Source organism: Nonomuraea sp. NPDC049419, from assembly GCF_040676995.1.
In the GTDB taxonomy this organism is placed as follows: domain Bacteria; phylum Actinomycetota; class Actinomycetes; order Streptosporangiales; family Streptosporangiaceae; genus Nonomuraea; species Nonomuraea salmonea.
Genome location: NZ_JBFAQB010000022.1, coordinates 63,297 through 86,626 on the forward strand (window position 1 = coordinate 63,297; position 23,330 = coordinate 86,626).

Sequence of the window (23,330 nt, forward strand, 5' to 3'; positions counted from 1 at the left end):
GTCGTCATCCCGTCGCAACCCGAACCGTTCCTCCCGCCGGTTCGTTTCGTGTGACAACCCGAACTGTCCCGCGCCCGGCATCCCGTTTGTACCCCAGACTCTAACGGAGGAAGGCGATGCCCGGTGGCGAGTAGTCCGCGCATGGCCGCATCGGGCTATCCCGTCGTCAGCCTCTGGCGGGGTCGCGGCGCAGGGGACGCATGGAGATCCGCAACCGGGCGAGATCGATGGCGTGCGGCAGCGGCCGGTGGGGCGAGAGCAGCCGGCCGACGGGCTTGGGACGGGCGGTGCGCAGGATGGCGCCGAGGAACGCGGTGCCGACGGCGAGCGTCAGGTTCACGCCGTCGCAGCCGGGCCGGGCCCACCACTCGGTGGCGGCGGTGCCGTCCAGCCAGATCTCGGGGGCGAAGGTGTCGGCGTACGGCAGGCGCGGGCTGCGCTGGTGGGCGGCGACCGGCACGAGGACGGGGGTGCCGGCGGGGACGGCGCTGCCGTACCAGGAGGTCTCGGTGGTCGTGACGCGCGCGAGCGCGGGCACGGACGGCCACAGGCGCAGGCCCTCGCGCAGGCAGGCGCGCAGGTGGTCGGGATCGGAGCGGGCGGTCTTGCGGTGGCCGGGGTGCGCGGCGAGCAGCGCCAGCGTCTGCGTCAGCCCGGCGGCCGCGCAGCCGAACCCCATGAGCCAGTACGCCGCCTGCATGAGCCCGCGCGCCTCCGGCTCGGGGGTCTCGGCGATGAGCCCGGCCAGGCTGCCCGGTTCGGCCCTGCGCAGGTGGTCGATGATGCGGGCGTCGTAGCGGCCGGACAGGATCTCCTGCCGGCGGCTCGCCCGCCACCGCCCGGCCCGCGTGAGGCCCTCCAGCAGCCGGGTCAGCTCCTCGTCGCGGGCGGCGCCGTCGCCGTAGACGCACCGCCTGGCCACCCGCTGCCAGCAGGCGTTGAGCCTGGAGTGGTCGACCACGCCGCTGGCCAGGTCCGCGGCCTCCTCCTTGGCGATCTCGATGAAGCGCGGCCGCAGCACGTCGGTGGGCAGGCCGAAGGGGCGCTCGTCGAGCGCGGGCGCGTAGGAGGCGTCGTCCTCGGCCAGCACGCGCACGGCGTCGCGCTTGGACAGCACCAGCAGCGCGGGGCGGCGCGGCCGGCGGACGAGGACGGGACGGCCGCCGTAGCGGGCATCGAGGGCGGCCAGCAGCGGGCGGGAGCGCAGCAGGTCGCGGCCGTGCGTGACGTGCGGGATGCTGCCCGGGGGGAGGAGCAGGGCGGTCAGGCGCAGGCTCTCCAGCACGCTCGTCCTGGGCAGCCCCCTAGGCACGCGCTGCCTGCCGCGGAGCGGGTGGGTAGGTCATGGATCGATGTGATCGCCCCCGGAGCGGCGCCGCAATGCGGGGTTTCGGCCAATGGAACACATCCGGCGGCAAGATCGGTCGGTGTTCCGGTGACCGGAACGCTCACCGGCCGAGGAGGGCGGCGGAGATGGCCTGGGCGGCGCCGCGTACGGAGATGCCGAGCGGCCCCAGCGGCACCACTTGGGCCGGCGCCGCCACCGACACCGCCATGCACACCCGCCCGCCCGGCCCGAACACCGGCGCTGCCACGCAGGCCACGCCCTCGGTGTACTCCTCCTGGGAGCAGGCCAGGCCCTGCCTGCGCACCTGGGCCAGCTCGCGGTCGAGCGCCGCGAGGCTCGTGACCGTGCGGCGGGTCAGCCGCTCGAACGGGCCGTGCGCCGGCAGGTCGTGGCGCAGCTTGGCGTCGAAGGCCAGCAGCGCCTTGCCCGCCGCCGTGCAGTGCAGCGGCGCCCGGTCGTCGCCGTCGGAGCGCGAGCGGACCCGGTCGTGGCCGTAGACGCGTTCGACGTAACGGACCTCGAGCCCGGCGGGCACGGCCAGGTTGACCGTCTGCCGGGTGGCCTCGTACAGGTGGAGCAGGTAGGGCAGCACGCGCCTGCGGGAGCCGGGGATGCGCGGCCTGGTCACCCCGCCCAACGACGCCAGCAGCTCACCCGGCAGGTACGCGCTCCCCACCCGCCTGGCCAGCTCCCGCGAGCAGAGCACGCCGAGTATGCGGTGGGCCGTCGACTTCGGCAGGCCGGTGCTGCGGCACAGCTGCGACAGCGTGACGGGCCCGGTGGCCGCGCTGAGCGCGAGCAGGATGTCGATGCCCCGCTCAAGGCTGCCCGGCTGGGACGCGGGCCGCTCGCGCCGCACCATGCGCGCTTGACTGATCGTTTCCGTCGGCATCGATGTCCCTTTCGCTCTCCGAGGAGCAGAAAGGGCTTCCCGGGGGGCTGCGGTTCGGGCTGTTGTCGGGGCTGCTGATTCCAACCGCTGACCTACCCGGCCGCCGCCCGGTGATACCACGCTCAGTGAAGAGCGATGATCTCCGCGTACACGGAGACCGCCACCTCGCCCGGCGTCCGCGCGCCGATGTCCAGGCCGGCGGGGGCGTGCACGCGCTCACCTCCCTCCAGCCGGGCCAGCACCGCCGCGCCGCGCCTGCGGCTGGCGATCAGCCCGACGTACGGCACCCCGCGCTGCAGCGCCTCCCGCAGCACCGGCTCCTCGCCCACGCCGTGCGAGGCGACCAGCACCGCCGCGGTGTCGTCGGCGAGCGGCCCGGAGCCGGTGTCCACGTTGCAGCCCATCGCCGTCCCCACGGCGGCGAGCGCCCGCGCGATGGGGCCGTCGCCGTGCACGCGGACGAGCGCGGGCGGCAGCACCGCCTCCAGGAAGATCTCCAGCGTGCCGCCCGACAGGCAGGGCTGGCCGACCGCGACCAGCCCCTCCTCCTCGTGCGGCTCGGCCTGCTCCGGAGAGATGCGCAGCAGGGTCGTGCCGCCGGCGCTCAGCAGGCGCAGGCTCTGGGTGCGTACGGTGCCGGTCGCGCACACCCCGCCCACGAACCCCTCGATCGTCCCGTCGGGCAGCACCACCGCGCGGTCGCCCGCCTTGGCGCTGGCCGGCCGCTGCGCGCGGACGACGGTGGCCAGCACGTACGGCTCCCGCCCCGACCGCAGCCCGGCCGCCCGCGCGTCGAGATCCGTGGCCGCCGGCGCCCGCGAGGTTCCAGGCCGGGGCGGGGGCGCCGGCATGCCGAGGAACGCGCTCACGGGATCGCCAGGTCCGTGCGGAACGGCTCGCCCCTGGTGACCCGCCACACGTTCGCCGGGGTCAGCGGCATGTCGGCGTGCCGCACCCCGTACGGGCGCAGCGCGTCCACCACGGCGTTGACCACGGCGGCGGGCGAGCCCACCGTGGCCGACTCGCCGACGCCCTTCGCGCCGATCGGATGCGTCGGCGACGGCGTCACGGTCTCGCCCAGCTCCCACGACGGGCACTCCATCGCGGTCGGCAGCAGGTAGTCCATGAACGAGGCGCCCAGGTGGTTGCCGTCCTCGTCGAACGCCATCACCTGCATGAGCGCCATGCCGACCCCGTCGGCCAGGCCGCCGTGGATCTGCCCCTCGACGATCATCGGGTTGATCCGCACCCCGCAGTCGTCCACGGCCACGAACCTGCGCACCTTCACCTGCCCGGTGCCCGGATCGACGTCCACGACGCAGATGTAGGCGCCGAACGGATAGGTCAGGTTGGGCGGGTTGTAGACGGTGACGGCGTCCAGGTGGCCTTCGACGCCGTCGGGCAGCTCCAGGTTCGAGTGGGCGGCCAGCGCGATCTCGGCCATCGACCTGCCGGTGGACGGGTCGCCCACCACCGACCACTTCCCGTCGGCCCACTCCAGGTCGTCCGGCGACGCCTCCAGCATGGCCGCCGCGACGATCTTGGCCCGGTCGCGCACCTTGCGCGCCACGATCGCGGTGGCGGCGCCGGAGACGGGGGTGGAGCGGGAGCCGTACGTGCCGAGGCCGAACGGCGTCTGGTCGGTGTCGCCGTGCACCACCTCCACGTCGTCGGCCGGGATGCCCAGCTCCTGCCCGACGATCTGCGCGAACGTGGTCTCGTGCCCCTGGCCCTGCGACTGGCACGACACCCGCAGCACCGCCTTGCCGGTCGGGTGCACGCGCAGCTCGGCGCCGTCGGCCATGCCGAGGCCGAGGATGTCCATGTGCTTGCGCGGGCCCGCGCCGACCGCCTCGGTGAAGAAGCTGATGCCGATGCCCATCAGCTCGCCCCTGGCCCGCCGGTCGGCCTGCTCGGCGCGCAGCTTGTCGTAGCTGGCCAGGTCCATGGCCAGGCGCAGCGCCTTCGGGTAGTCGCCCGAGTCGTACTCCCAGCCGGTGGGGGAGTGGTACGGGAACTGCTCGGGTTTGAGCAGGTTGCGCATGCGCAGCTCGGCGGGGTCCAGGCCGAGCTCGGCGGCCAGCACGTCCACCAGGCGCTCGACCAGGTAGACGGCCTCGGTGATGCGGAAGGAGCAGGCGTAGGCGACGCCGCCCGGCGCCTTGTTGGTGTAGACGCCGGTGACCTCGCAGTGGGCGGCCTCGATGTCGTACGAGCCGGAGAAGACGTGGAAGAAGCCGGCCGGGAACTTCGTCGGCTGCGCGGTGCCGTTGAAGGCCCCGTGGTCGGCGAGCACCTTGACGCGGATCGCCTGGATCCGCCCGTCGCGGGTCGCGGCGATCTCGCCGCGCATGTGGTAGTCGCGGGCGAAGGCGGTGCTCATGAGGTTCTCCGAGCGGTCCTCCATCCACTTGACCGGGCGGCCGGTGACGATCGAGCCGACGATCGCGCAGACATATCCCGGATAGATGCCGACCTTGCCGCCGAAGCCGCCGCCGATGTCCGGCGAGATCACCCGGATCTTGTGCTCGGGCAGCCCCGCCACCATGGCGTACAGCGTCCGGTGCGCGTGCGGCGCCTGCGTCGGGCACCAGACCGTCAGCTTGCCCGTCACCTTGTCGAAGTCCGCCACCGCACCGCACGTCTCCAAGGGCGCGGGATGCACGCGCGGGTAGAGCATGTCCTGCGCGACCGTGACCTCCGCGCCGGCGAAGATCTCCTCCGTACGCGCCCGGTCCCCCGCCTCCCAGTCGAAGATGTGGTTGTCGGTACGGCCCTCCAGATCGTCCCTGATCACCGGGGCGGCCGCGTCGAGCGCCTTCCTGGCGTTGATGACCGCGTCGAGCGGCTCGTACTCGACGTCGATGAGCTCCAGCGCGTCGCGGGCCGAGTACGCGTCCTCCGCCACCACGAACGCCACCTCCTGCCCCTGGAAGCGCACCTTGTCCGTGGCGAGCACGGCCTGCGTGTCCTGCGACAACGTCGGCATCCAGGCCAGGTTCAGGCCAGCCAGCGTCTCGCCGGTGATGACCGCCTTCACCTTCGGATGCGCCTCGGCCGCGCTCGTGTCCACCGAGACGATGCGCGCGTGGGCGTGCGGGCTGCGCAGGATCGCGCCGTACAGCATGCCGGGCAGCAGCACGTCGTCGGTGTAGTTGCCGCGCCCCCGGATGAACCTGGCGTCCTCCTTGCGGCGCATGCGCCCGTAGCTCATGACCTCGCCTCCCTCTCGGCGGCCCACCTGATCGAGCGGACGATGTTCTCGTAGCCCGTGCACCGGCACAGCTGGCCCGAGATGGCCTCCCTGATCCGGCCCTCGTCGGGGTCGGGGTCGCGGTCGAGCAGCGCGCGGGCGGTCAGCAGCATGCCCGGCGTGCAGAACCCGCACTGCAGGCCGTGGCACTCCACGAAGCCCTTCTGCACGACGTCCAGCTCGCCGTCCCGCTCCAGGCCCTCGACGGTGGTCACCTCGTGGCCGTCGGCCATGACGGCGAGCACCGTGCACGACTTGACCGGCACGCCGTCCAGCTGCACCGTGCAGACGCCGCAGTTGGAGGTGTCGCAGCCCCAGTGGGTGCCGGTCAGGCCCAGCTCGTCGCGCAGGAAGTGCACGAGCAGCAGCCTCGGCTCGACGTCCCTGGTGTACGGCTGCCCGTTCACCGTGACCGTGATCCGCATGTCAGATCCTCCCCGCGGCGGCGCCCAGTGCGCGCCTGGTCAGCTCGGCGGCCAGATGGCGCTTGTAGTCGGCGGGCCCGCGCTGGTCGGCGTGCGGCTCGCAGTGCCCGGCGGCGATCCGTCCCGCCTCGGCGAACGCCTCGTCGCCGGGTGCCCGGCTCAGCAGGTACTCCTCAGCTTCCGGAGCGCAGAAGTGGTCGGCTCCGACGGCGGTCAGCCCGATCCCGGCCTGCCTGATGACGCCGTCCGCGACGGTGAGCACCGCGCCCGCCGCCGCCACCGGCCAGTCGCCGACGCGCCGCTCGACCTTCTCGTACGCGCTGCCGGTGCCCGCCGTGATCGGCACGCGGAGCTGGAGGAGGAGTTCGTGGGGTTCGACGGCGGTCTCGTAAGGACCCCGATGGAATTCCCTGACCGGCACCGTACGGGTGCCGCCTGGGCCCTGGATGACGGCCGTCGCGCGCAATGCGGTGAACACCGCCGACAAATCCTCCGACGGATCTCCCTGACAAAGGGAGCCGCCAACGGTCCCCCGATTTCGGACGATCGGGTCGGCAATAACCCGCTCCGCATCCCGAAATATCGGGAAAAGGTCGGTGGCGGTGCCGCTCTCCAGCAACTCCGTGTGCCGCACCAGCGCCCCGATCGCCAGCTCGTCGCCCTCGACCGCGATCCGCCCCAGCTCAGCGGCCAGGCCGTTGATGTCGATCAGCGCCTCGGGCTGGGCCAGGCGCAGCTTCATCATGGGGATCAGGCTGTGGCCGCCGGCCACGATCCTGGCCTCGGGGCCGTACCGCGCCAGAAGTTCGAGCGCGTGCGCGACACTGTCGGCTCTCTCGTATTCGAACGTCGCGGGAACCTGCATGAGAGCACAGTGCTGTTACCGATTTGTCGCATCAATCGCGAAATAAGGGATTCCTTAATGCGGGGGTGCGAACTATGAAGAGGAGGTGACACTCAGCCAGCTCGGCGCGTTCGTCTTCGTCGCCCGCCTCGGCTCGGTCAAAGCCGCCGCCCGCGCCCTGGGCGTCAGCGAGCCCGCCGTCTCCCAGTCGCTCGCCCAGCTGCGCCGGCACCTCGGCGACCCCCTCGTCACCCGCAGCGGCGACCGCATGGAGCTCACCGAGGGCGGCAGGCGGCTGCTCGGCATCGCCGCCAGGATCGTCGCGCTCGGCGCCGAGGCCGTCGCCGCCGTCCAGCCCGGTCGCCCGGCCCACCTGCACGTGGTCATGGACGCAGGACTCGCCGAGTACGTCGCGGGCCCCCTGCTCTGCCTGTTCACCCAGCGCAAGCCCGTGGACGCCACCACCGGTGTCGCCGACACCGCCGAGATCCCGCTGCTGCTCACCAGCCGGCTCGCCGACGTCGCGCTCGGCGCCCAGGTCACCGGCGACGGCCTGACCAGCCGGCCGGTGCTGCGCTGCCGCCTCATCGTGGTCGGCTCGCCGCGCGGCCGCCGCGACCACTGGCTGGTCGGCCCCTCGGCCGCCGACCCGGCCAGCGACACCAGCCGCCTGCTGCGCCTCCTCCGCGTCCAGGAGTCCCAGGTACGCGTCTTCGCCAACCAGACCGCCGCCTGGAAGGCCGCCGCGGAAGGCGCCGGCGTCGCCCCCGCGACCGCTCATCTGGTGGCGGCGGCGTTACGCAAGGGCGAGCTGACCACCATAGACACCCCGGCCACCCCACTGGCCACCTATTGGTACGCCACCACCCTCGACCAGGGAACCCGCTCGACCGCCGCCGGCACCTTCCTCCACTTCCTGACGACACCAGCGGCCACGCACGTCATGCGCACCCCGGACGAGGGCGTCCCCAGAAGCCGCTTCCGCCCCGCCGTGCACGTCTCGATCTGGAGCTGATCACCGACGCAACCGTCTCCCGAACAGGTGCCCGTTCCGCACCTTCTGACCCTGGAAGAGATGCACTGTCAGACGAGCGTTGCCGGCGAGGGGAGCGAGGTCGAGATCAGGAGGGCAGTCGGACAGATAGAGGAAGCGCAACTCCGGCAGGTGCGCCAGCGGTGAGAGGTCATGCACCGCGGTGTCCACGAGTTGCAGCGTTTGCAGCGACCGGCAGCCTGCGAGCGGCGAGAGGTCCTCCAGCAGAGGGATGCGCCACAGGACGAGCGAGGTGAGGCCGATCTCGCTGAGCGCGTCCAGATCGGTGACGTGGTCGTTGTCCCCGACCATGAGGAATTCCAGGCGGGGAGCACGGCGGACGATCTCGCGCGCGGAGGTCGCCAGCGGCGTGCGGGTCAGCGACAGGTCGCGCAGCCGATCGAGCGGAGGCAGCGAGTCCCATGAGGTCAGAGAAGTGGCTTTCCTGAGGTGCAGGGCCCGCAGTTCGGTGGCCCCGCCGAGGGCGTTGAGGTCCGGGATCCGGGATGTATCGGCGACTTCGACGAGGGAGAGATGAGGCAGGGCCGTCAGGACGTCGACGGAGTGAACACTGTCCACGCTGAGTTCCTTCAGAGCGCTGAGCCGGCGCACGACGGAGCCGGCCGCCTCGTCGATCGCGCCGGCCAGGTTGAGGTCGGTCAGGGACTCCCGATGGGCGAGGAGCGGGCTGAGATCCCGCACCGCCGTCGAAATGATCAATATGTCCCGCTGCGGAGGCAGCACGCGGAGGGCCTCCATCTGCCCCGCCGTGGTCACGAAGAGCCGCGGCGGAGTCGCCATGACGGAGAGCACTCGCCGGGCGTAGGCGTGCGGCTCGAAGTACCGCCAGCTCCGCACCAGCTCATCCTGCACCCGGTCATCACGGGCATACCCCGCCAGGAGATCGAGCGCCGCAGGGCCGTTGATCAGCTGGGCGGTTCTGGCACATGCTTTGGCGGCGGTGGGGGAGAGGGCGCTCAGCTCTCTCGGGAGGCGGTCGAGGACCACTTGGCCGGCCAAGGCAAGAGTGGCGGCCGCTGCCATGTCCCTCGGCGGGATGAGGTCGTCCAGGCACTGGTCCACGGCCTCGCGGAGGCGTTCAGGGACCGATGGCAACGTCTCCAGGCAGGCGCAGACCAGGATCTTGAGGCGGCGGGCGCGGCGGGGTTCGTTGGCTGTGCGGGACAGTAACCCGTCCAGGAGGGCTTCGCGGGTCGGGCCGTTGGCGTGGCCGGCGGCCATGACCACCACTTCGCGCCACTGATCCCGGTGGGCGTTCGAGACGAGGGGCTCGACGTCGCCGACCTCGGCGGCGGCGCGGGCCGTCAGGTATTCCTGGACGGTCCTGTGCACGAAGTCGATGCGGCCCTCGGCGGGCTCGCGGAGGACGCCGCTGCGGGCGAGCAGGTAGTCGAGCACCTGGCCGCCGTCGGCGCGCACCCGGGGCATCGTGGCGACGACCCGGTCCACCCAGGCGCGGGCCGCAGGCTTGGGCAGCTCGACCCGGTTCGTCACGGACAGCTGCCAGGCCAGCTCCTGCAGCACCTGGAGCTTCTGCGCCCGGTTGAGGTGGATCTCGCCGTAGCTGGGGATGACCCGCTCGGCGTCCCTGCGTTCGAGCAGCATCTCCAGCGCCGCCGCGTACAGGCCCATGCGGTCGGGCGGCAGCTGGGAGGTGCGGTCGAGGTTGAGCGCGCAGAGCATGGAGGCGAGCAGCGGGGTGGCGGCGAGGGCGCGCAGGTGCGGCGCGTTCTTCAGGTGCGACAGCAGGCGCTCGCGCACCACGGGCAGCTGCTCGGGCGGGCAGGGCAGGTCGGCGCTGCTCCTGATGGCCTCGTGCCAGTGCTCGACCAGCGCCCGCGTGTCGGCGGGCGTCATGCGTTCGAGGAACGCGGGCGCGAAGCCGTCCTCCTCCAGCCACGACGCCGAAGCGGCCGACGGGCGGCTGGTGACGAGGACGCGGACGGCGGGGAACTCGGCGAGCAGCCCGCTCAGCCACGGCTTGATCGCCCTGCGCTGCGCGCCGGTCAGCTCGTCCACGCCGTCGATGAGCAGCAGCGCCTGACCGGAGGCGAGCTGCCGGTGCGCCCAGCCGGCCGGCATCAGCCCGGCCAGCGCTCCCGCGGTCAGGTCGAGGAACTGCTCGGGCCGCGGCAGCTCGCGGTCGGCGTAGCTGCGCAGCTTCACCAGGAACGGCACGCAGCCGTTCCAGCCGGCCAGCTCACCCCCGAACCCGCTCCTGGCGGCGGTGATCGCGAGCCAGCGCAGCAGCGTGCTCTTGCCGCCGCCGGCCTCGCCGCGCAGCAGGATGCGGCGGCCCTGCCCGAGCGCGCTCTCCACGCGCATGGCGGCGGGCTCGTCGGGGACGTCGTGCCAGGCGGCGTGCAGGCCGCTCGCGGCCCGGGCAGCGGTCACCGACAGGCTGATGTAGGCGACGCTGAGAGACATCCGGGGCCGGAACCGCTCGACCCGTACGCCCAGCAGCTCCAGGTTGTCGAGTGTGCGGGCGACGTGTTCGAGGTAGCGGCGGCGGAAGTCGGCGTCGAGGTCGGACCCTTCTGGGGCCAGCAGCGTGCGCGCGGGTAACCGGGCCAGCATGGCGGCGAGCTGGTCGCCGAGCCCGGTCAGCCGGGACAGCGTCTCGGCCGCGGCGCGCGGCTGGAACTCGGGCAGGTGCCGCACCACCCTGACCAGGCAGTCGCAGCACTCGTCGAGCACGACCTCGTACAGCCGTGCCTGCGCCTCACCCAGGTCCTTGGACGCGGGCAGCGCCCCGCGCAGCTCGCGCGCCAGGCGTACGGGGTCGGCGTCGGCGGCGAACAGGGCACGGTCGGACAGATCGGCCCGCGCCAGCGCGTCGGTCACCTCGGCCAGCACGACCAGCCGGTCGTCGTCGCCGAGCCCGGGGAACTCGTGACCGCACAGCGTGGTGACGCGTGCGGTCACGGCGTCGGCGATGTCGTCGATCTGCCGCCGCGCCTTGCGGCGGACGAGCTGGTCGGGAAAATGCGTACGCATCAGCTCGACGAGCGGCAGGCGGCTGCTCTCGCCGGTCGATCGGGCGGTCAGCCAGGCGCGCACGGCACGCTCGCCGACCGCCGTGCCCACCTTCAGGGCGGCCGTCTCCAAAGCCACCCGGCCATTATCCCGGTGATCCCGGTGATCCGGGGATCCGGGGATCCCGGCAGTGCGGGATCACCGGATCTCCCGGCCGGGGAAGGCCGGGTCAGCGGAGCGCGGCGGCCTCCGCGGCCAGCTTCTCGACGCGGCCCCAGTCGCCGGCCGCGAGCGCGTCGGCCGGGGTGAGCCAGGTGCCGCCGACGCAGCCCACGTTGGGCAGCGCCAGGTAGTCGGGAGCGGTGGCCAGGCGGATGCCGCCGGTCGGGCAGAACCGCACGTCGGGCAGCGGTCCGCCGATCGCCTTGAGGTACGGCACGCCGCCCGCCGCCTCGGCGGGGAAGAACTTCAGCTCCTTGATGCCGCGCTCGGCCAGCGCCATCACCTCGGAGACGGTGGCCGCGCCCGGCAGATATGGCACCCCGCTCGAGTCGAGCGCCTCCACCAGCGACAACGTGGTGCCGGGCGAGACGAGGAACTTCGCGCCGGCTGACACCGACGCCGCGATGTCGTCGGTCGTCCTGACCGTCCCCGCGCCCACCGTGGCGTCAGGCACCTCGGCCGCGATGCGCGCGATGGCCTCGCGGGCGGCGGGCGTGCGCAGGGTCACCTCGATGACCGGCAGCCCGCCGGCGACCAGCGCCCGCGCCAGCGGGACGGCGGTCGCCGCGTCGTCGATCACCACGACGGGGATCACGGGGGCGAGATCGAGCAAGCTCATGGGATTTTCTCTCTCCTCATCGGCACTCCTGCGAAGAGGGCCGTGTCAATGTGCCGGAATCATGCCGATGTTGTGCCGATGCCGTGCCGATGCCGTGGTCAGCCCACCAGCTCCCGGCGGGCCCGCTGACTCAGCCAGGCGGCCGCGCCGGTCATGCCCGGCTGGGCGGCCACGATGAGCGACGTCCCGATGCCGGCCAGGTAGGCGGCCATGTCGGGGTTGGCCTCGAACCGCGCGCGGAAGGCGCTGCCGCACACGCGCTCCACGATACGGGGCAGCACGCCCCCGGCGAGGTAGACCCCTCCCCGGGCGCCGAGCGTCAGCGCCACGTTCCCGGCGAAGCCGCCCAGCAGCGCGCAGAACATCTCGATCGTCTCGGCGCACAGCGAGTCGTCGACCCTGGCCACGATGTCGGCGGCGGTCAGGCCGGGCGCGGTGACGCCGTTCACCAGGGCCAGCGCCCGGTGCAGCCGCACCAGCCCAGGCCCCGACAGCAGGTGCTCGGCCACGACGTGCGGCACCCCCTGCGAGCGCAGCGCGCGGACGACCTCGAACTCGCGCGGCTCCACGACCGGCACCGTGACGTGCCCGCCCTCGCCGGGGAGCGGGATCCAGCCGTGCTCGGACGGCGCGAGCGCGCCCACGCCGAGCCCCGTTCCCGGGCCGAGCACCGCCTTGACGCCGTCGCCCGGCGGCGGGCCGCCCAGCGAGACCAGGTCGCCGCCCTCAAGGTGGGGCAGCGACACGGCCAGCGCCTCGAAGTCGTTGAGCAGCCGGACGTACGGGATGCCGAGATCGCGGACGGAGCCGGCCCACGCGGAGTTCGTGAGCCGGTAGTGCTCGCCCTCGATCGGCCCCGCCAGCGCCAGGCACGCCGCGCCGGGCCGCACCCCGCCCGCGTGCTGGGCGAGGTAGGCCGTCACGGCGTCGGGCAACGTCGGGTAGTCGGCGCCGGCCAGCACCGCCACGTGCGACGGGCCTGCTCCGAGCGAGGTGACCAGGCCGAACCTGGCGTTGGTCCCCCCGATGTCGGCGACGAGCCACGGAAGGTCAAAGGCACTCACGCATACCTCCGGCGTTCAGGGCGGCGTCAAGATCGCAGCCGTTCCCCCGAAGGATGCCACGGGAGCTCACGGCGCCCCAGAGGGGGCCGTGAGCGCACCGGCGGACAGCGGGAAGAACGGTCACCGGGCCAGTCCAGCGGGCCGCGCGCCGACCGGCGCGCCCGTCTCCAGGTGCGAGGAGCCCGCCTGGGCGGGGAAGCCCAGCCCGGGGCCGTGGTCGGGCGACTCGGCGCCGCTGACGCCGAAGATGCCGGCGCCCTGCTCGGCGTGGCCCGCCATGCGGCGGAAGATGGCGAACAGCTCGCGGCCGGTGCCGACCCACTGCGCGTCGCTCAGCGGCCGGCCCTCGGGCGTCCGCCTGGCCAGCTCCTCGGCCGGCACCAGCAGCTCCAGCGTGCCCTGGGCCGAGTCCAGCCTGATCACGTCGCCGTCGCGGACCAGCGCGATCGGCCCGCCGTCGGCGGCCTCGGGCGACAGGTGGATGGCGGCGGGCACCTTGCCCGACGCGCCCGACATGCGGCCGTCGGTGACGATCGCCACCCGCTGCCCCCTGTCGAGCAGCACCGCCAGCGGCGGGGTGAGCTTGTGCAGCTCCGGCATGCCGTTCGCGCTCGGGCCCTGGTAGCGGATGACCGCCACGAAGTCCTGGCCGTCCAGCTCGCCGGCCTCGAACGCCTTCAGCAGGTCGAGCTGGTCGTCGAACACCTTGGCCGGCGCCTCGATCACCAGGTGCTCCGGCTTGACCGCCGACACCTTGCTGACCGCGCGGCCCAGGTTGCCCTCCAGCATGTGGATGCCGCCGTCGGCGGAGAACGGGTCGGCGACCGGGCGCAGCACGTCGCGGTCCTTGCTGCCGCCGGTGACCGGCGCCCACACCAGCTCGCCGTCCACCAGCTCGGGCGCCTCGCGGTAGCGGTCGAGGCCGGGGCCCGCCACGGTCATCACGTCGCCGTGCAGCAGGCCCTCGTCCAGCAGGTCGCCGATGAGCACCTGCATGCCGCCGGCCTCGCGGAAGTGGTTCACGTCCGCCTGGCCGTTGGGGTAGATCTTGGTGAGCGACGGCACGACCTCCGACAGGCAGGCCAGGTCGTCCCAGGTCAGCACGATGCCCGCGGCGGCGGCCATGGCCACCAGGTGCAGCGTGTGGTTCGTGGAGCCGCCGGTGGCCAGCAGCGCCACGCAGGCGTTCACGATCGTCTTCTCGTCCACGAGCTCGCCGATCGGCGTGTACGCCGCGCCGTGCGCGGTGATCTCCACCGCGCGCCGCCCGGCCGCCTCGGTGAGCGCGTGCCGCAGCTCGGTGTGCGGGTTGACGAACGTCGAGCCGGGCAGGTGCAGGCCCATGACCTCCATCAGCGCCTGGTTGGAGTTGGCGGTGCCGTAGAAGGTGCAGGTGCCGGGGGAGTGGTACGACTTCGCCTCGGCGTCGAGCAGTTCGTCCCTGCCGACCTTGCCCTCGGCGAACAGCTGCCGGGTGCGCGCCTTGACCTTGTTCGGCAGGCCCGAGGTCATCGGCCCGGCCGGCACGAAGATCGCCGGCAGGTGCCCGAAGTGCAGCGCGCCGATGAACAGGCCCGGCACGATCTTGTCGCACACGCCCAGCAGCAGCGTGGCGTCGAACATGTCGTGCGACAGCGCGATCGCGGCCGCCATGGCGATCACGTCACGGCTGTAGAGCGACAGCTCCATGCCCGCGCGGCCCTGCGTGATGCCGTCGCACATGGCCGGCACGCCGCCCGCGACCTGCGCGACGCCGCCCGCCTCGCGCACGGCCCGCTTCAGCTCGGGCGGGTACGTCTCGTACGGCTGGTGCGCGGACAGCATGTCGTTGTAGCTGGTCACGATGGCCACGCCCGGCTTGGCCGTGCCGCGCAGGGCCGGCTTGTCCTCGGCGGAGGCGCCGGCGAAGCCGTGCGCGAGGTTCGCGCAGCCGAGGTGGGCCCGCGCCGGGCCCTTGGCGCGGGCGGCCTCGCCGTCGCGGCGGATCCGCTCCAGGTAGGCGGCCCGGCTGGCGGCGCTCCGCGCGGCGATGCGGTCGGTGATCTCCTGAATGACGGGGTTCACAGTTCCTCCTCGTGCCAGGCGCGACCGCTGCGGCCGAGCAGTTCGTGGGCTCCGGCGGGGCCGGTGGTTCCTGCGGGGTAGGGCTCGGGCGACGCGGGGTCGGCCTTCCACGCCTCCAGAATCGGATCGATCCAGCGCCAGGCCGCCTCGACCTCGTCGCGCCGCATGAACAGCGTCGGGTTCCCGGCCAGCACGTCGGTCAGCAGCCGCTCGTACGCCTCAGGCACCCGCGCCGTGAACGTCTTGCCGAAGCTCAGCGACAGCGGCACCGGCTTCAGCGTCACCTCGCCCGCGCCCGGCTCCTTGGCCATGATGTGCAGCTCGATGCCCTCTTCGGGCTGCAGCCGCAGCACCAGCCGGTTCGGCGAGCCGCCGGGGAAGATGGAGTGCGGCACGTCCTTGAACTGCACCACGATCTCCGAGCGCCGGTACGGCATGCGCTTGCCGGTGCGCAGGTAGAACGGCACTCCGGCCCAGCGCCAGTTCTTGATCTCGGCCCTGATCGCGGTGAACGTCTCCACCCTGCGCGACTCCTCGGTCGGCGGCGTGGAGGCGGGCTCGTCCAGGTAGCCCGGCATGTCACCGGCCCCGGTGTACTGCCCGCGCACGGTGAAACGGTCCACTTCGCCGCCCGCGATCGGCCGCAGCGACTGCAGCACCTTGACCTTCTCGTCGCGGATGGCCTCGCGGTCGTTGCGGGCCGGCGGCTCCATCGCGGTCAGCGTGAGGAGCTGGAGCAGGTGGTTCTGCACCATGTCGCGCAGCGCGCCCGCGTGGTCGTAGTAGCCGCGCCGGCCGGGCGTGCCGACGGTCTCGGCGGCGGTGATCTGGACGTGGTCGATCCACAGCGAGTTCCAGATCGGCTCGAGGAAGGCGTTGGCGAAGCGCAGCACCAGCAGGTTCTGCACCGTCTCCTTGCCCAGGTAGTGGTCGATGCGGAAGATCTGGTGCTCCTCGAAGATGGCGCCGACCTCGTCGTTGATGCGCTGGGCGCTGGCCAGGTCGTTGCCGAGCGGCTTCTCCAGCACCACCCGCGAGCGCGGCGTCACCAGGCCGGCGTCCTGCAGCTCGCGGCAGAAGGGGCCGAACGTGCGCGGCGGGCTGGCCAGGTAGAAGACGCGGTCGCGCTGCTCGTGCCCGGCGAGCAGGCGGCTCAGCGCGCTCCAGCCGGACCTGTTCTGGCCGCCGACGTCCACCGAGACGTGGTGCAGGCGGCCCAGGAAGCGCTGCCAGCCGTCGGGGTCGTCGTCGGGCACCTGGCCGCGTACCTCGGCGTCCACCTTGCCGCGGAAGTCGGCGTCGGTCAGCCCGCCCCTGGACATGGCGATGATCCGGGTCTCCGGGGCCAGGCGGCCGTCACGGTCGCTGTGGTAGAGCGCGGGGATCAGTTTGCGCATGGACAGGTCGCCGGTGCCGCCGAACACGACGAGATCGGCGGTGTAGGCGGTGACTTCCGCAGGTGCGAGGGCTTCTGGGACGGAGGGGGACACGGTAGGGACTCCGAACGATCTACCAAGCAGGGACAGAACGGACACTAACGAGAGTTTGGGTCGTACACAAGCGGAGTTTTGGCATTTGAGATAAAAAAGTAGAGACTTCTCATGACAGAACCCTGTGTGGTTCACTTGGGCGATGCCTCGACGTACCGCCTCCGCCCTCGCCACGAGCGGCGAGGTGCTCCGCCTCATCCGCACCGGAGAGGCCGTGACACGGGCCGACCTCGGCAGGGTGACCGGCCTGTCGCGGCCCGCGGTGCAGTTGCGCGTCGGCGAGCTGCTCGAACGCGGCCTCGTCGTCGAGCGCACCGACGCCCCCTCCACCGGCGGGCGCCCGCCGGTCCGGCTGGAGTTCAACGCCTCGGGCGGCGTCGTGCTGGTGGCGGCGCTCGGCGCCAGCCGCACCAGGGTCGCCGTCTGCGACCTCGCCGGCGAGGAGCTGGCCGGGCGCGAGTTCGCCATGGACGTCGAGCAGGGGCCCGACACCGTGCTGCCGCTGCTCATGGACACCTGGGACGACCTGCTCGGTGACCGGCCGCGCTCGATGATCCGCGGCGTCGGCATGGGCGTGCCCGCCACCGTCGAGTTCGCGCAGGGCCGCACCGAGAGCGCCCGCGTCATGGCCTCGTGGACCGGCGTGGTCATCCCGCCGATCATCCGCGAGCGCTTCCCCGTGCCCGTGCTCGTGGACAACGACGTGAACGTGCTGGCCATCGGCGAGCACCGCGGCGTCTACCCCGACCTCGACGACCTGATGTTCGTCAAGATCTCCACCAGGATCGGCGCGGGCGTGATCGCCGGCGGCGGCATCCTGCGCGGCGCGCTCGGCGCGGCCGGCGAGATCGGCCACATCCCGGTGATCGACGGGGGCGGCGTGCTGTGCCGCTGCGGCAACCACGACTGCGTCGACTCCGTCGCCAGCGGCACCGCCCTGCTGCGCGACCTGCGCGCCATCGGCAAGGACGTCGCGACCATCGCCGACGTCACGGCGCTGGTGCGGGCCGGCGACGCCGAGACCATGGCCACCGTGCGCGAGGCGGGCCGGCGCATCGGCGAGGTCCTGGCGGGCGCGGTCAACATACTCAACCCGTCGGTCGTGGTGCTCGGCGGCGACGTCGCGGAGGCGTTCGGGCCCCTGGTGTCCAGCATCCGCGAGGTCGTCTACCGCCGCTCCACCGCCCTCGCCACCCGCCGCCTGCGCATCGAGCCCAGCAGGCTCGGCGCCGGGGCCGGCATCGGCGGGTGCGCGGTGATGGTGCTCGACCACGTGCTCTCGCCCGAGGCCGTGGACGAGACCATGACGCTCACCTCCCTGCGCCGCGACCGCGCCACCGCGACCGCCGGCTGATCACACGTCCCAGCGAGGCTCGGCGCTCTCCCGTACGAGGCCGTCCGCGCCGAAGATCAGATACCGGTCGAGGTCGTCGGCGAACCAGCGGTCGTGCGTGACGGTCAGCACCGTCCCCTCGAACCCGGCGAGGCCGCGCTGCAACGCCTCCGCGCTGTGCAGGTCGAGGTTGTCGGTCGGCTCGTCGAGCAGCAGCAGCGTCGCGCCCGACAGCTCCAGCAGCAGGATCTGCAGCCTGGCCTGCTGGCCGCCCGACAGCGTCTCGAAGGGCTGAGCGCCGGCCGGCGCCAGCTCGTACCTGGCGAGGGCGGCCATGGCCTCGTTCCTCGTCATCGGGCGGGCGGCCATGACCACCTCGGCCGCCGGGCGCCCGCGCAGGTCGGGCCGCAGATGCGTCTGGGCGAACGCGCCGGGACGCACCCGCGCGCCCAGGCGGGCCACGCCCGTGTGCGCGATCGGCTCGCCGGCGAGCAGGCGCAGGAAGTGGGACTTGCCGGTGCCGTTCATCCCGAGCACACCGACCCGCTCGCCGTAGTGGATCTCCGTCGAGAACGGCCGCAGCAGCCCGGTCAGCTCCAGCTCCTCGCACACCACCGCGCGCTTGCCGGTGCGCCCGCCGCGCAGCCGCATGCGGACGTTCTGCTCCTTCGGCGCCCGCTGCGGCGGCCCCTCGCGTTCGAAGCGCTCAAGCCGGGTCACCGCCGACTTGTACGCCCCGGCCAGCGCGTCGTTGTGCGCCGAGCGCTGCCGCAGGGTGTGCACCAGCCGCCGCAGCCGGTCGCGCTCCTCCTCCCAGCGCTGCCGGCGCTCCTCCAGGCGCTCTCTGCGCCGCGCGCGGGCCTCGGCGTAGCCGGCGAACCCGCCGCCGTGCACCCACACCGTGCGCCCCTCGACGGTGACGATCCGGTCGGCGGTCTCGGCCAGCAGCCGCCGGTCGTGCGAGACGAGCAGCACGGTCTTGCCCGATGCGCTGATCGCGCGTTCGAGCCACTGCTTGCCCCGCACGTCGAGGAAGTTGTCCGGCTCGTCGAGCAGCAGCACCTCGTCGGGGCCGCGCAGCAGTGCCTCCAGCATCAGCCGCTTCTGCTCGCCGCCGGACAGCGTGGCCAGGCTCCGCCCCTTCACCTCGTCGTACGGGAGGCCGAGCGCCTCGGTCGTGCACACGTCCCACACCACTTCGAGGTCGTAGCCGCCCGCCTCGGCGTGGTCGGCGACGGCCTGGGCGTAGGCGAGCTGGTGCGGCTCGTCGTCGTGCGCGGCCAGCGCCGCCTCGGCCTCCTCGACGGCGGCGACCGCCGCACGGACGCGCTGCGGCGCGACGCCGAGCAGCAGGTCGCGTACCGTGCCCGAACCTAGGAACTGCCGCATCACGCCCACCCCGCCGCCGGTCGTCACCCGGCCATCGGCGGGCGTCAGCTCGCCGGCGATCAGCCGCAGCAGGGTGCTCTTGCCGGCCCCGTTCGGCCCCACCAGCGCCGCCTTGACGCCCGGCCCGGCCTTGAACGACACCTCCAGCAGCAGCGGCCGCCCATCGGGCAGCAGGTACGTCACCCCGCTCACGTCCACGTGCCCCACGAGACCTCCCGCTCGATCGTTGTTCCTCTACTAGACCAACGATCCGGTTCTCGTACAACGTAATATCGCCGGATGGACACCGTGTGGTCACGCCGCAGGACGGAGCCCAAACCGCGGCTCACGCTCGACAGGATCGTGGCGGAGGCGCTCGCCCTGCTGGACGAGGAGGGCGTCGCCCGCCTCACCATGCGCCGGCTCGCCGAACGCCTGGGCACCGGCTCGACCACCCTCTACTGGCACGTCAAGACCAAGGACGACGTCCTCGACCTCGCCATGGACGCGGTCTTCGGCGAGGTCGGCCTGCCTGACGGCGACGCGGGGGAGGGCTGGCGGGCGCGGGTGCGCGCGCTCATGGGCGGCTGGCGGGCGGCGCTGCTGCGGCATCCGTGGTCGGCCACGCTGCTCGACCGCCCGCTGCTCGGGCCGAACGCGCTCTCGCGCACGGAGTTCCTGTACGAGACGCTGATCGCGGCCGGGTTCGCCGCGCCGACGACGGCCGCGTACAGCCTGTCCAACTACGTGATGGGGTCGGTCATCATGCAGGTGACCTGGGCGCAGAGTGACGCCGACACCGGCGGCTACCTGCGCGAGCGGGCCGGCGACTATCCCGCCCTGGCCGCGCACGGCCTGGAGCACGACTGGGACGCGACGTTCGAGGAGGGTCTCGGCTACCTGCTCGCCGGCATGTCCTGATGTCAGCAGGTGCAGAGCAGGCCGCGCAGCGCGGTCTCCAGGCACATCCCGGAGCGCGCGGGCGTCGGCCAGGGGAAGCGGATCAGCGACTCGTCCGCCCGTACGGTCGCGCCGTGGCTGTCCAGCTCCCACAGCCACACGTCCCCGGCGGGCTCGCCGAGCCGGCCGGACACGCCCGCGGCGAGCTGGGCCCGGTGCGCGGAGTTGACGTGGGCGAGCACCCGCTCGGCGACGTCGGTGAGCGGGTCGGGCGCGGCCCCCAGGTAGTCGTCGGCGTCGAGCAGCCCCGACTCCTGCCCGGTCAGGTAGACGACCTGGCCCACGTCGAGGCGCAGCAGCCGGGGCGCGTCGGGCGCGCCGAAGCGTTCGAGCGCGTCGAACAGGTTCTCATCCGGGCAGTGCGCCGCGACGGCGATCGCCGCCGCGCGGGCCTCGTCCCGCGGCACCGGCTCCGCCCACCCCTGCACCTCGATCAGGCCGCGCGGATGCGTCGCCGTGCCGAGCTGCCGCATCGCCGTCAGGTCCACCGCGGCGACGGCGTCCTCCCGCACCCCGTGCAGCGTCTCGCCGGGCAGCACCAGCAGCACCGGACGCCCGCGCTCGTCCACGCCGCCGCGCGCCGGCGAGGGGGCGCCGTCCACGGACAGCTTGGCGACGTTCGAGGTCGCGGCGAGGGTGCGGACCCGCTCGGGGATCGGGAGCATGGGCGTCTCCTTGAGGGCGGCAGCGTCTATAGGTTAGCCTTACCTAAGTAAGGACTACCTAACCACATTGAGGTGAACGTGCGCTACACCGGCCCGAAGGTGCGACTGTCGCGTCGCGCGGGCGTCCCGCTGACCAGGAAAGCCGTCCGCTACTTCGAGCAGCGCCCCTACCCGCCGGGCGAGCACGGCCGCAAGACCAACCGCCGCACCACCGGCGACTACGGGCTGCGGCTGATGGAGAAGCAGAAGCTGCGCTGGTACTACGACGTCTCGGAGCGCCAGCTCCGCCGCTACTGGGACCTCGCCGTGCGCAAGCCGGGCGCGTCGGGCACCGAGCTGGTGACGCTGCTGGAGAGCCGCCTCGCCTCGCTCGTGCTGCGCGCGGGCCTGGCCCCGTCGATCTACGCGGCCCGCCAGTACATCGCCCACGGGCACATCGCGGTCGACGGCCGCAAGGTGGACATCCCCAGCTACCTGGTCAAGCCCGGCCAGGTCGTCTCGGTACGCGAGCGCTCCCGCAGGATGCAGCCCTTCGTGGCCGCCGCCGAAGGCGTGTACGCCGACGAGCGCACCGCCGCGTACCTGTCGGTCGAGCTGCCCGACCTGCGCTTCACCCTCACCCACCGGCCGGAGCGCGAGCAGATCGCGGTTCCCGTGGACGAGCAGCTCGTGGTGGAGTTCTACTCCCGCTGACCGGGCTCCACGCGAGGGCCGCCGGCGTCACCGGCGGCCCTTCCTGGTGCGGTGGCCGTTGCCGTTGCCGTTCTGGCCGCCGTCGCGCCTGGGTGGCGCGGCGCCCGCCGGCACCGCCGTCTGGAGCGCCCGCAGCTGCGCGACCTCCTGGCGCAGCGCGGTCAGCTCGGCCAGGATGCGCTCGGAGTGCGCGGCCGCGTCGTGCTCCAGCGCCGCCCGCTCCTCGGCGTTCTCCTCGTCCATGGCGCTCACCACGACGGCGAGGAACAGGTTCAGCACCACGAAGGTGCACACCAGGATGAACGAGGCGAAGAAGATCCACGCCGTGGGGTGGCGGGTCATCACCTCGCGGGCGATGTTGCCCCAGTCGTCGCCCGTCATCGTCTGGTAGAGGGTGAACAGCGAGTCCGGCAAGCTGCCGAAGCGGTCGGGGGCGGTCTCTCCGTAGAGTTTGGTGGCCATCACGGCGGCCACGTACAGGACGAGGGAGAGCAGCACCACGATCGAGCTCATGCCCGGCATCGCCCGCAGCAGCGCCGAGACCACCCGGCGCAGGCTCGGCACGACCGACAGCAGCCGCAGCACCCGCAGGATGCGCAGTGAGCGCAGCACCGACAGGCCGCCGTTGGTGCTGGCGAAGGCGATGGCGACGATGACGGTGTCGAAGATGTTCCAGGGGTCGCGCGCGAAGGCGGTGCGTTCGACGTAGAGCTTGCCGGCCAGCTCGGCGGCGAAGATGTAGAGCGCGACGTGGTCGACCACGGTCAGCAGCGTTCCGTAGCTCTCGACCACGGCGGGGACGGTCTCCAGACCCAGGGTGGCGGCGTTGATCAGGATGACGCCGACGATGAAGCGCTGGAAATAGGGGTGCGCGAGGAAGGCGCGAATGCTGTCACGCACGGGGGAGACTCCTCAAGGGTGGACATGTGCCTCACCATGATGACGCAACATGATCAAGAGGAGGACTGTGGTATAAACCCACCTGACCTTGTCCACGTGAGGGGACCATTACCAGCATGTCCTACAGCGATTACGGCCCCGGCTATTACGGCCCGCCGCCGCAGAGCCACCCCAACGGTACGACCATCCTCGTGCTGGGCATCCTCAGCCTGGTGGTGTGCGGCGTCCTGGGCCCGTTCGCGTGGGTGATGGGCAACAAGGCGCTCAAGGAGATCGACTCCAGCGGCTACGTCTATGAGAACCGCGGCCAGATCCAGGCCGGGCGCATCTGCGGCATCATCGGCTCGATCTGGCTCATCCTCCTCGTCGTGCTCTTCGGCCTCGCCATCACCCTCGGGCTCGTCGCGAGCTTCAGCAGCTACTGACGTTCATCCGGAGCCCGGCCGCGCAGGCCATCGCCTGCCGCGCCGGGCTCTCGTCATTCCCGCGGCCCTGAGCCGACGGCCTCCAACCCCTTCTCCAGCAGGCCGAAGGCGAGCTCGGCCTGCTCGCGCAGCATGGGGGCGATGCGCTCCCACTCCTCGCCCGCCGTCATCATGGCCATCGCGCGCTCGCTGAGTATGCGCGTGGTGCCGAGCAGGTGCGCCGCCACCAGGCGGGGCGTGAGGTCGTCGGCGCCGGCGTCGAGCTCGTCGGCCAGCGCCCGCGCCAGCGCCTCCTCGCGCTCGACGTGCACCTGCCGCATGCGCGCCGTCAGCGCCGGGCTGTCCGCGACGATCTTGGCGAAGACGTCGGCGCCCTCGTTGAGTCCGTGGCGCCAGTGGCGGGTGCCGATGGCGTCGAGGTAGTCGCGCAGGAACGCGCGTACGACGCTCTCGCCCGGCCGCCGCTCGCGCAGCACCGTCGGCGGCAGCTCCACCACCGCGTCCTGCCGGTCGGCGAACAGGTCCTCCTTCGTGCTGAAGTAGTTGAAGACCGTGTTGACCGAGACGTCGGCGGCCCGCGCCACCTCGGCCACCGTCACGTTGTCGAACCCCCTGGCCATGAACAGGCCCGTCGCGACGTCGGAGATGCGCTCCCGCGTCTCGCGCTTCTTCCGCTCCCGCAGCCCTTCCGTCATGCCGCCATCGTACCAAGTTTGCAGTGACACCAAATTTGTG

At 72.5% G+C, this 23,330-nt stretch carries 20 protein-coding genes; 5 read left to right on the forward strand and 15 right to left on the reverse strand.

The features are described 5' to 3' along the window. Positions 1 to 166 precede the first annotated feature (166 nt). From AB0K12_RS40600 to AB0K12_RS40625, 6 genes are all read right to left on the reverse strand, one after another. Positions 167 to 1,312: a cytochrome P450 gene (locus AB0K12_RS40600; RefSeq protein ID WP_364573197.1), complete on the reverse strand. Its 1,146-nt coding sequence runs from the start codon at positions 1,310 to 1,312 to the stop codon at positions 167 to 169. A gap of 136 nt (positions 1,313 to 1,448) precedes the next feature. Then, positions 1,449 to 2,240, reverse strand: coding sequence for an IclR family transcriptional regulator (locus AB0K12_RS40605; RefSeq protein WP_364573200.1), 792 nt, complete (start codon positions 2,238 to 2,240; stop codon positions 1,449 to 1,451). Between the two features lie 122 nt (positions 2,241 to 2,362). Then, complete coding sequence (locus tag AB0K12_RS40610; RefSeq protein WP_364573202.1) at positions 2,363 to 3,109, reverse strand: XdhC family protein; 747 nt, start codon at positions 3,107 to 3,109, stop codon at positions 2,363 to 2,365. Then, a complete protein-coding gene (locus AB0K12_RS40615; protein ID WP_364573204.1) occupies positions 3,106 to 5,454 on the reverse strand; it encodes an aerobic carbon-monoxide dehydrogenase large subunit in 2,349 nt (782 codons plus the stop codon). Before AB0K12_RS40615 ends, AB0K12_RS40610 begins: the two co-directional genes overlap by 4 nt. After that, positions 5,451 to 5,918 carry a (2Fe-2S)-binding protein gene (locus tag AB0K12_RS40620; RefSeq protein WP_364573206.1) on the reverse strand — a complete coding sequence of 156 codons (468 nt, stop codon included), beginning with the start codon at positions 5,916 to 5,918 and terminating at the stop codon, positions 5,451 to 5,453. Before AB0K12_RS40620 ends, AB0K12_RS40615 begins: the two co-directional genes overlap by 4 nt. Before the next feature lies 1 nt (position 5,919). Continuing rightward, a complete protein-coding gene (locus AB0K12_RS40625) occupies positions 5,920 to 6,783 on the reverse strand; it encodes a xanthine dehydrogenase family protein subunit M (RefSeq protein ID WP_364573208.1) in 864 nt (287 codons plus the stop codon). Between the two features lie 85 nt (positions 6,784 to 6,868). On the opposite strand from AB0K12_RS40625, the gene AB0K12_RS40630 reads away from it, so the two are divergent. Then, complete coding sequence (locus AB0K12_RS40630; protein WP_364573210.1) at positions 6,869 to 7,777, forward strand: LysR family transcriptional regulator; 909 nt, start codon at positions 6,869 to 6,871, stop codon at positions 7,775 to 7,777. Here the strand turns inward: AB0K12_RS40630 and AB0K12_RS40635 are convergent, their stop codons facing one another. From AB0K12_RS40635 to zwf, 5 genes are all read right to left on the reverse strand, one after another. After that, a complete protein-coding gene (locus AB0K12_RS40635) occupies positions 7,778 to 10,930 on the reverse strand; it encodes an NACHT domain-containing protein (RefSeq protein ID WP_364573212.1) in 3,153 nt (1,050 codons plus the stop codon). 91 nt (positions 10,931 to 11,021) lie between these two features. Further along, positions 11,022 to 11,633: a bifunctional 4-hydroxy-2-oxoglutarate aldolase/2-dehydro-3-deoxy-phosphogluconate aldolase gene (gene eda / locus AB0K12_RS40640; RefSeq protein ID WP_364573214.1), complete on the reverse strand. Its 612-nt coding sequence runs from the start codon at positions 11,631 to 11,633 to the stop codon at positions 11,022 to 11,024. A gap of 98 nt (positions 11,634 to 11,731) precedes the next feature. Then, on the reverse strand, positions 11,732 to 12,697 hold the full coding sequence (gene glk / locus AB0K12_RS40645) for a glucokinase (RefSeq protein WP_364573216.1): 966 nt from the start codon (positions 12,695 to 12,697) through the stop codon (positions 11,732 to 11,734). A gap of 120 nt (positions 12,698 to 12,817) precedes the next feature. Beyond that, complete coding sequence (gene edd / locus AB0K12_RS40650; RefSeq protein ID WP_364573218.1) at positions 12,818 to 14,761, reverse strand: phosphogluconate dehydratase; 1,944 nt, start codon at positions 14,759 to 14,761, stop codon at positions 12,818 to 12,820. Beyond that, on the reverse strand, positions 14,758 to 16,251 hold the full coding sequence (gene zwf / locus AB0K12_RS40655; RefSeq protein WP_364573220.1) for a glucose-6-phosphate dehydrogenase: 1,494 nt from the start codon (positions 16,249 to 16,251) through the stop codon (positions 14,758 to 14,760). The genes edd and zwf overlap by 4 nt, the downstream gene beginning before the upstream one ends. A 142-nt stretch (positions 16,252 to 16,393) precedes the next feature. Here zwf and AB0K12_RS40660 point away from each other — a divergent pair, with 142 nt between their 5' ends. Next, the gene (locus tag AB0K12_RS40660) at positions 16,394 to 17,605 is read left to right on the forward strand and encodes an ROK family transcriptional regulator (protein WP_364573222.1); all 1,212 of its coding nucleotides are present in this window, start codon (positions 16,394 to 16,396) and stop codon (positions 17,603 to 17,605) included. On the opposite strand, the gene AB0K12_RS40665 is transcribed toward AB0K12_RS40660, so the two are convergent. Beyond that, positions 17,606 to 19,180 carry an ATP-binding cassette domain-containing protein gene (locus AB0K12_RS40665; protein ID WP_364573224.1) on the reverse strand — a complete coding sequence of 525 codons (1,575 nt, stop codon included), beginning with the start codon at positions 19,178 to 19,180 and terminating at the stop codon, positions 17,606 to 17,608. Positions 19,181 to 19,252: 72 nt separating this feature from the next. Here AB0K12_RS40665 and AB0K12_RS40670 point away from each other — a divergent pair, with 72 nt between their 5' ends. After that, positions 19,253 to 19,873 (forward strand): TetR/AcrR family transcriptional regulator, encoded by a 621-nt coding sequence (locus AB0K12_RS40670; RefSeq protein ID WP_364573226.1) that lies wholly within the window; start codon positions 19,253 to 19,255, stop codon positions 19,871 to 19,873. 2 nt (positions 19,874 to 19,875) lie between these two features. Here the strand turns inward: AB0K12_RS40670 and AB0K12_RS40675 are convergent, their stop codons facing one another. Further along, the gene (locus tag AB0K12_RS40675; protein WP_364573228.1) at positions 19,876 to 20,577 is read right to left on the reverse strand and encodes a DUF2470 domain-containing protein; all 702 of its coding nucleotides are present in this window, start codon (positions 20,575 to 20,577) and stop codon (positions 19,876 to 19,878) included. 78 nt (positions 20,578 to 20,655) lie between these two features. Between AB0K12_RS40675 and rpsD the strand changes: the two genes are divergently transcribed. Next, positions 20,656 to 21,270: a 30S ribosomal protein S4 gene (gene rpsD, locus AB0K12_RS40680; protein WP_345409737.1), complete on the forward strand. Its 615-nt coding sequence runs from the start codon at positions 20,656 to 20,658 to the stop codon at positions 21,268 to 21,270. A gap of 27 nt (positions 21,271 to 21,297) precedes the next feature. Here the strand turns inward: rpsD and AB0K12_RS40685 are convergent, their stop codons facing one another. Then, complete coding sequence (locus tag AB0K12_RS40685; protein WP_364573230.1) at positions 21,298 to 22,170, reverse strand: ion transporter; 873 nt, start codon at positions 22,168 to 22,170, stop codon at positions 21,298 to 21,300. Positions 22,171 to 22,286: 116 nt separating this feature from the next. Between AB0K12_RS40685 and AB0K12_RS40690 the strand changes: the two genes are divergently transcribed. Further along, the gene (locus AB0K12_RS40690; protein ID WP_364573232.1) at positions 22,287 to 22,595 is read left to right on the forward strand and encodes a DUF4190 domain-containing protein; all 309 of its coding nucleotides are present in this window, start codon (positions 22,287 to 22,289) and stop codon (positions 22,593 to 22,595) included. A 53-nt stretch (positions 22,596 to 22,648) separates the two neighbouring features. On the opposite strand, the gene AB0K12_RS40695 is transcribed toward AB0K12_RS40690, so the two are convergent. After that, entirely contained in the window at positions 22,649 to 23,290 is a 642-nt protein-coding gene (locus tag AB0K12_RS40695) for a TetR/AcrR family transcriptional regulator (protein ID WP_364573234.1), read from the reverse strand. Positions 23,291 to 23,330 lie beyond the last annotated feature (40 nt).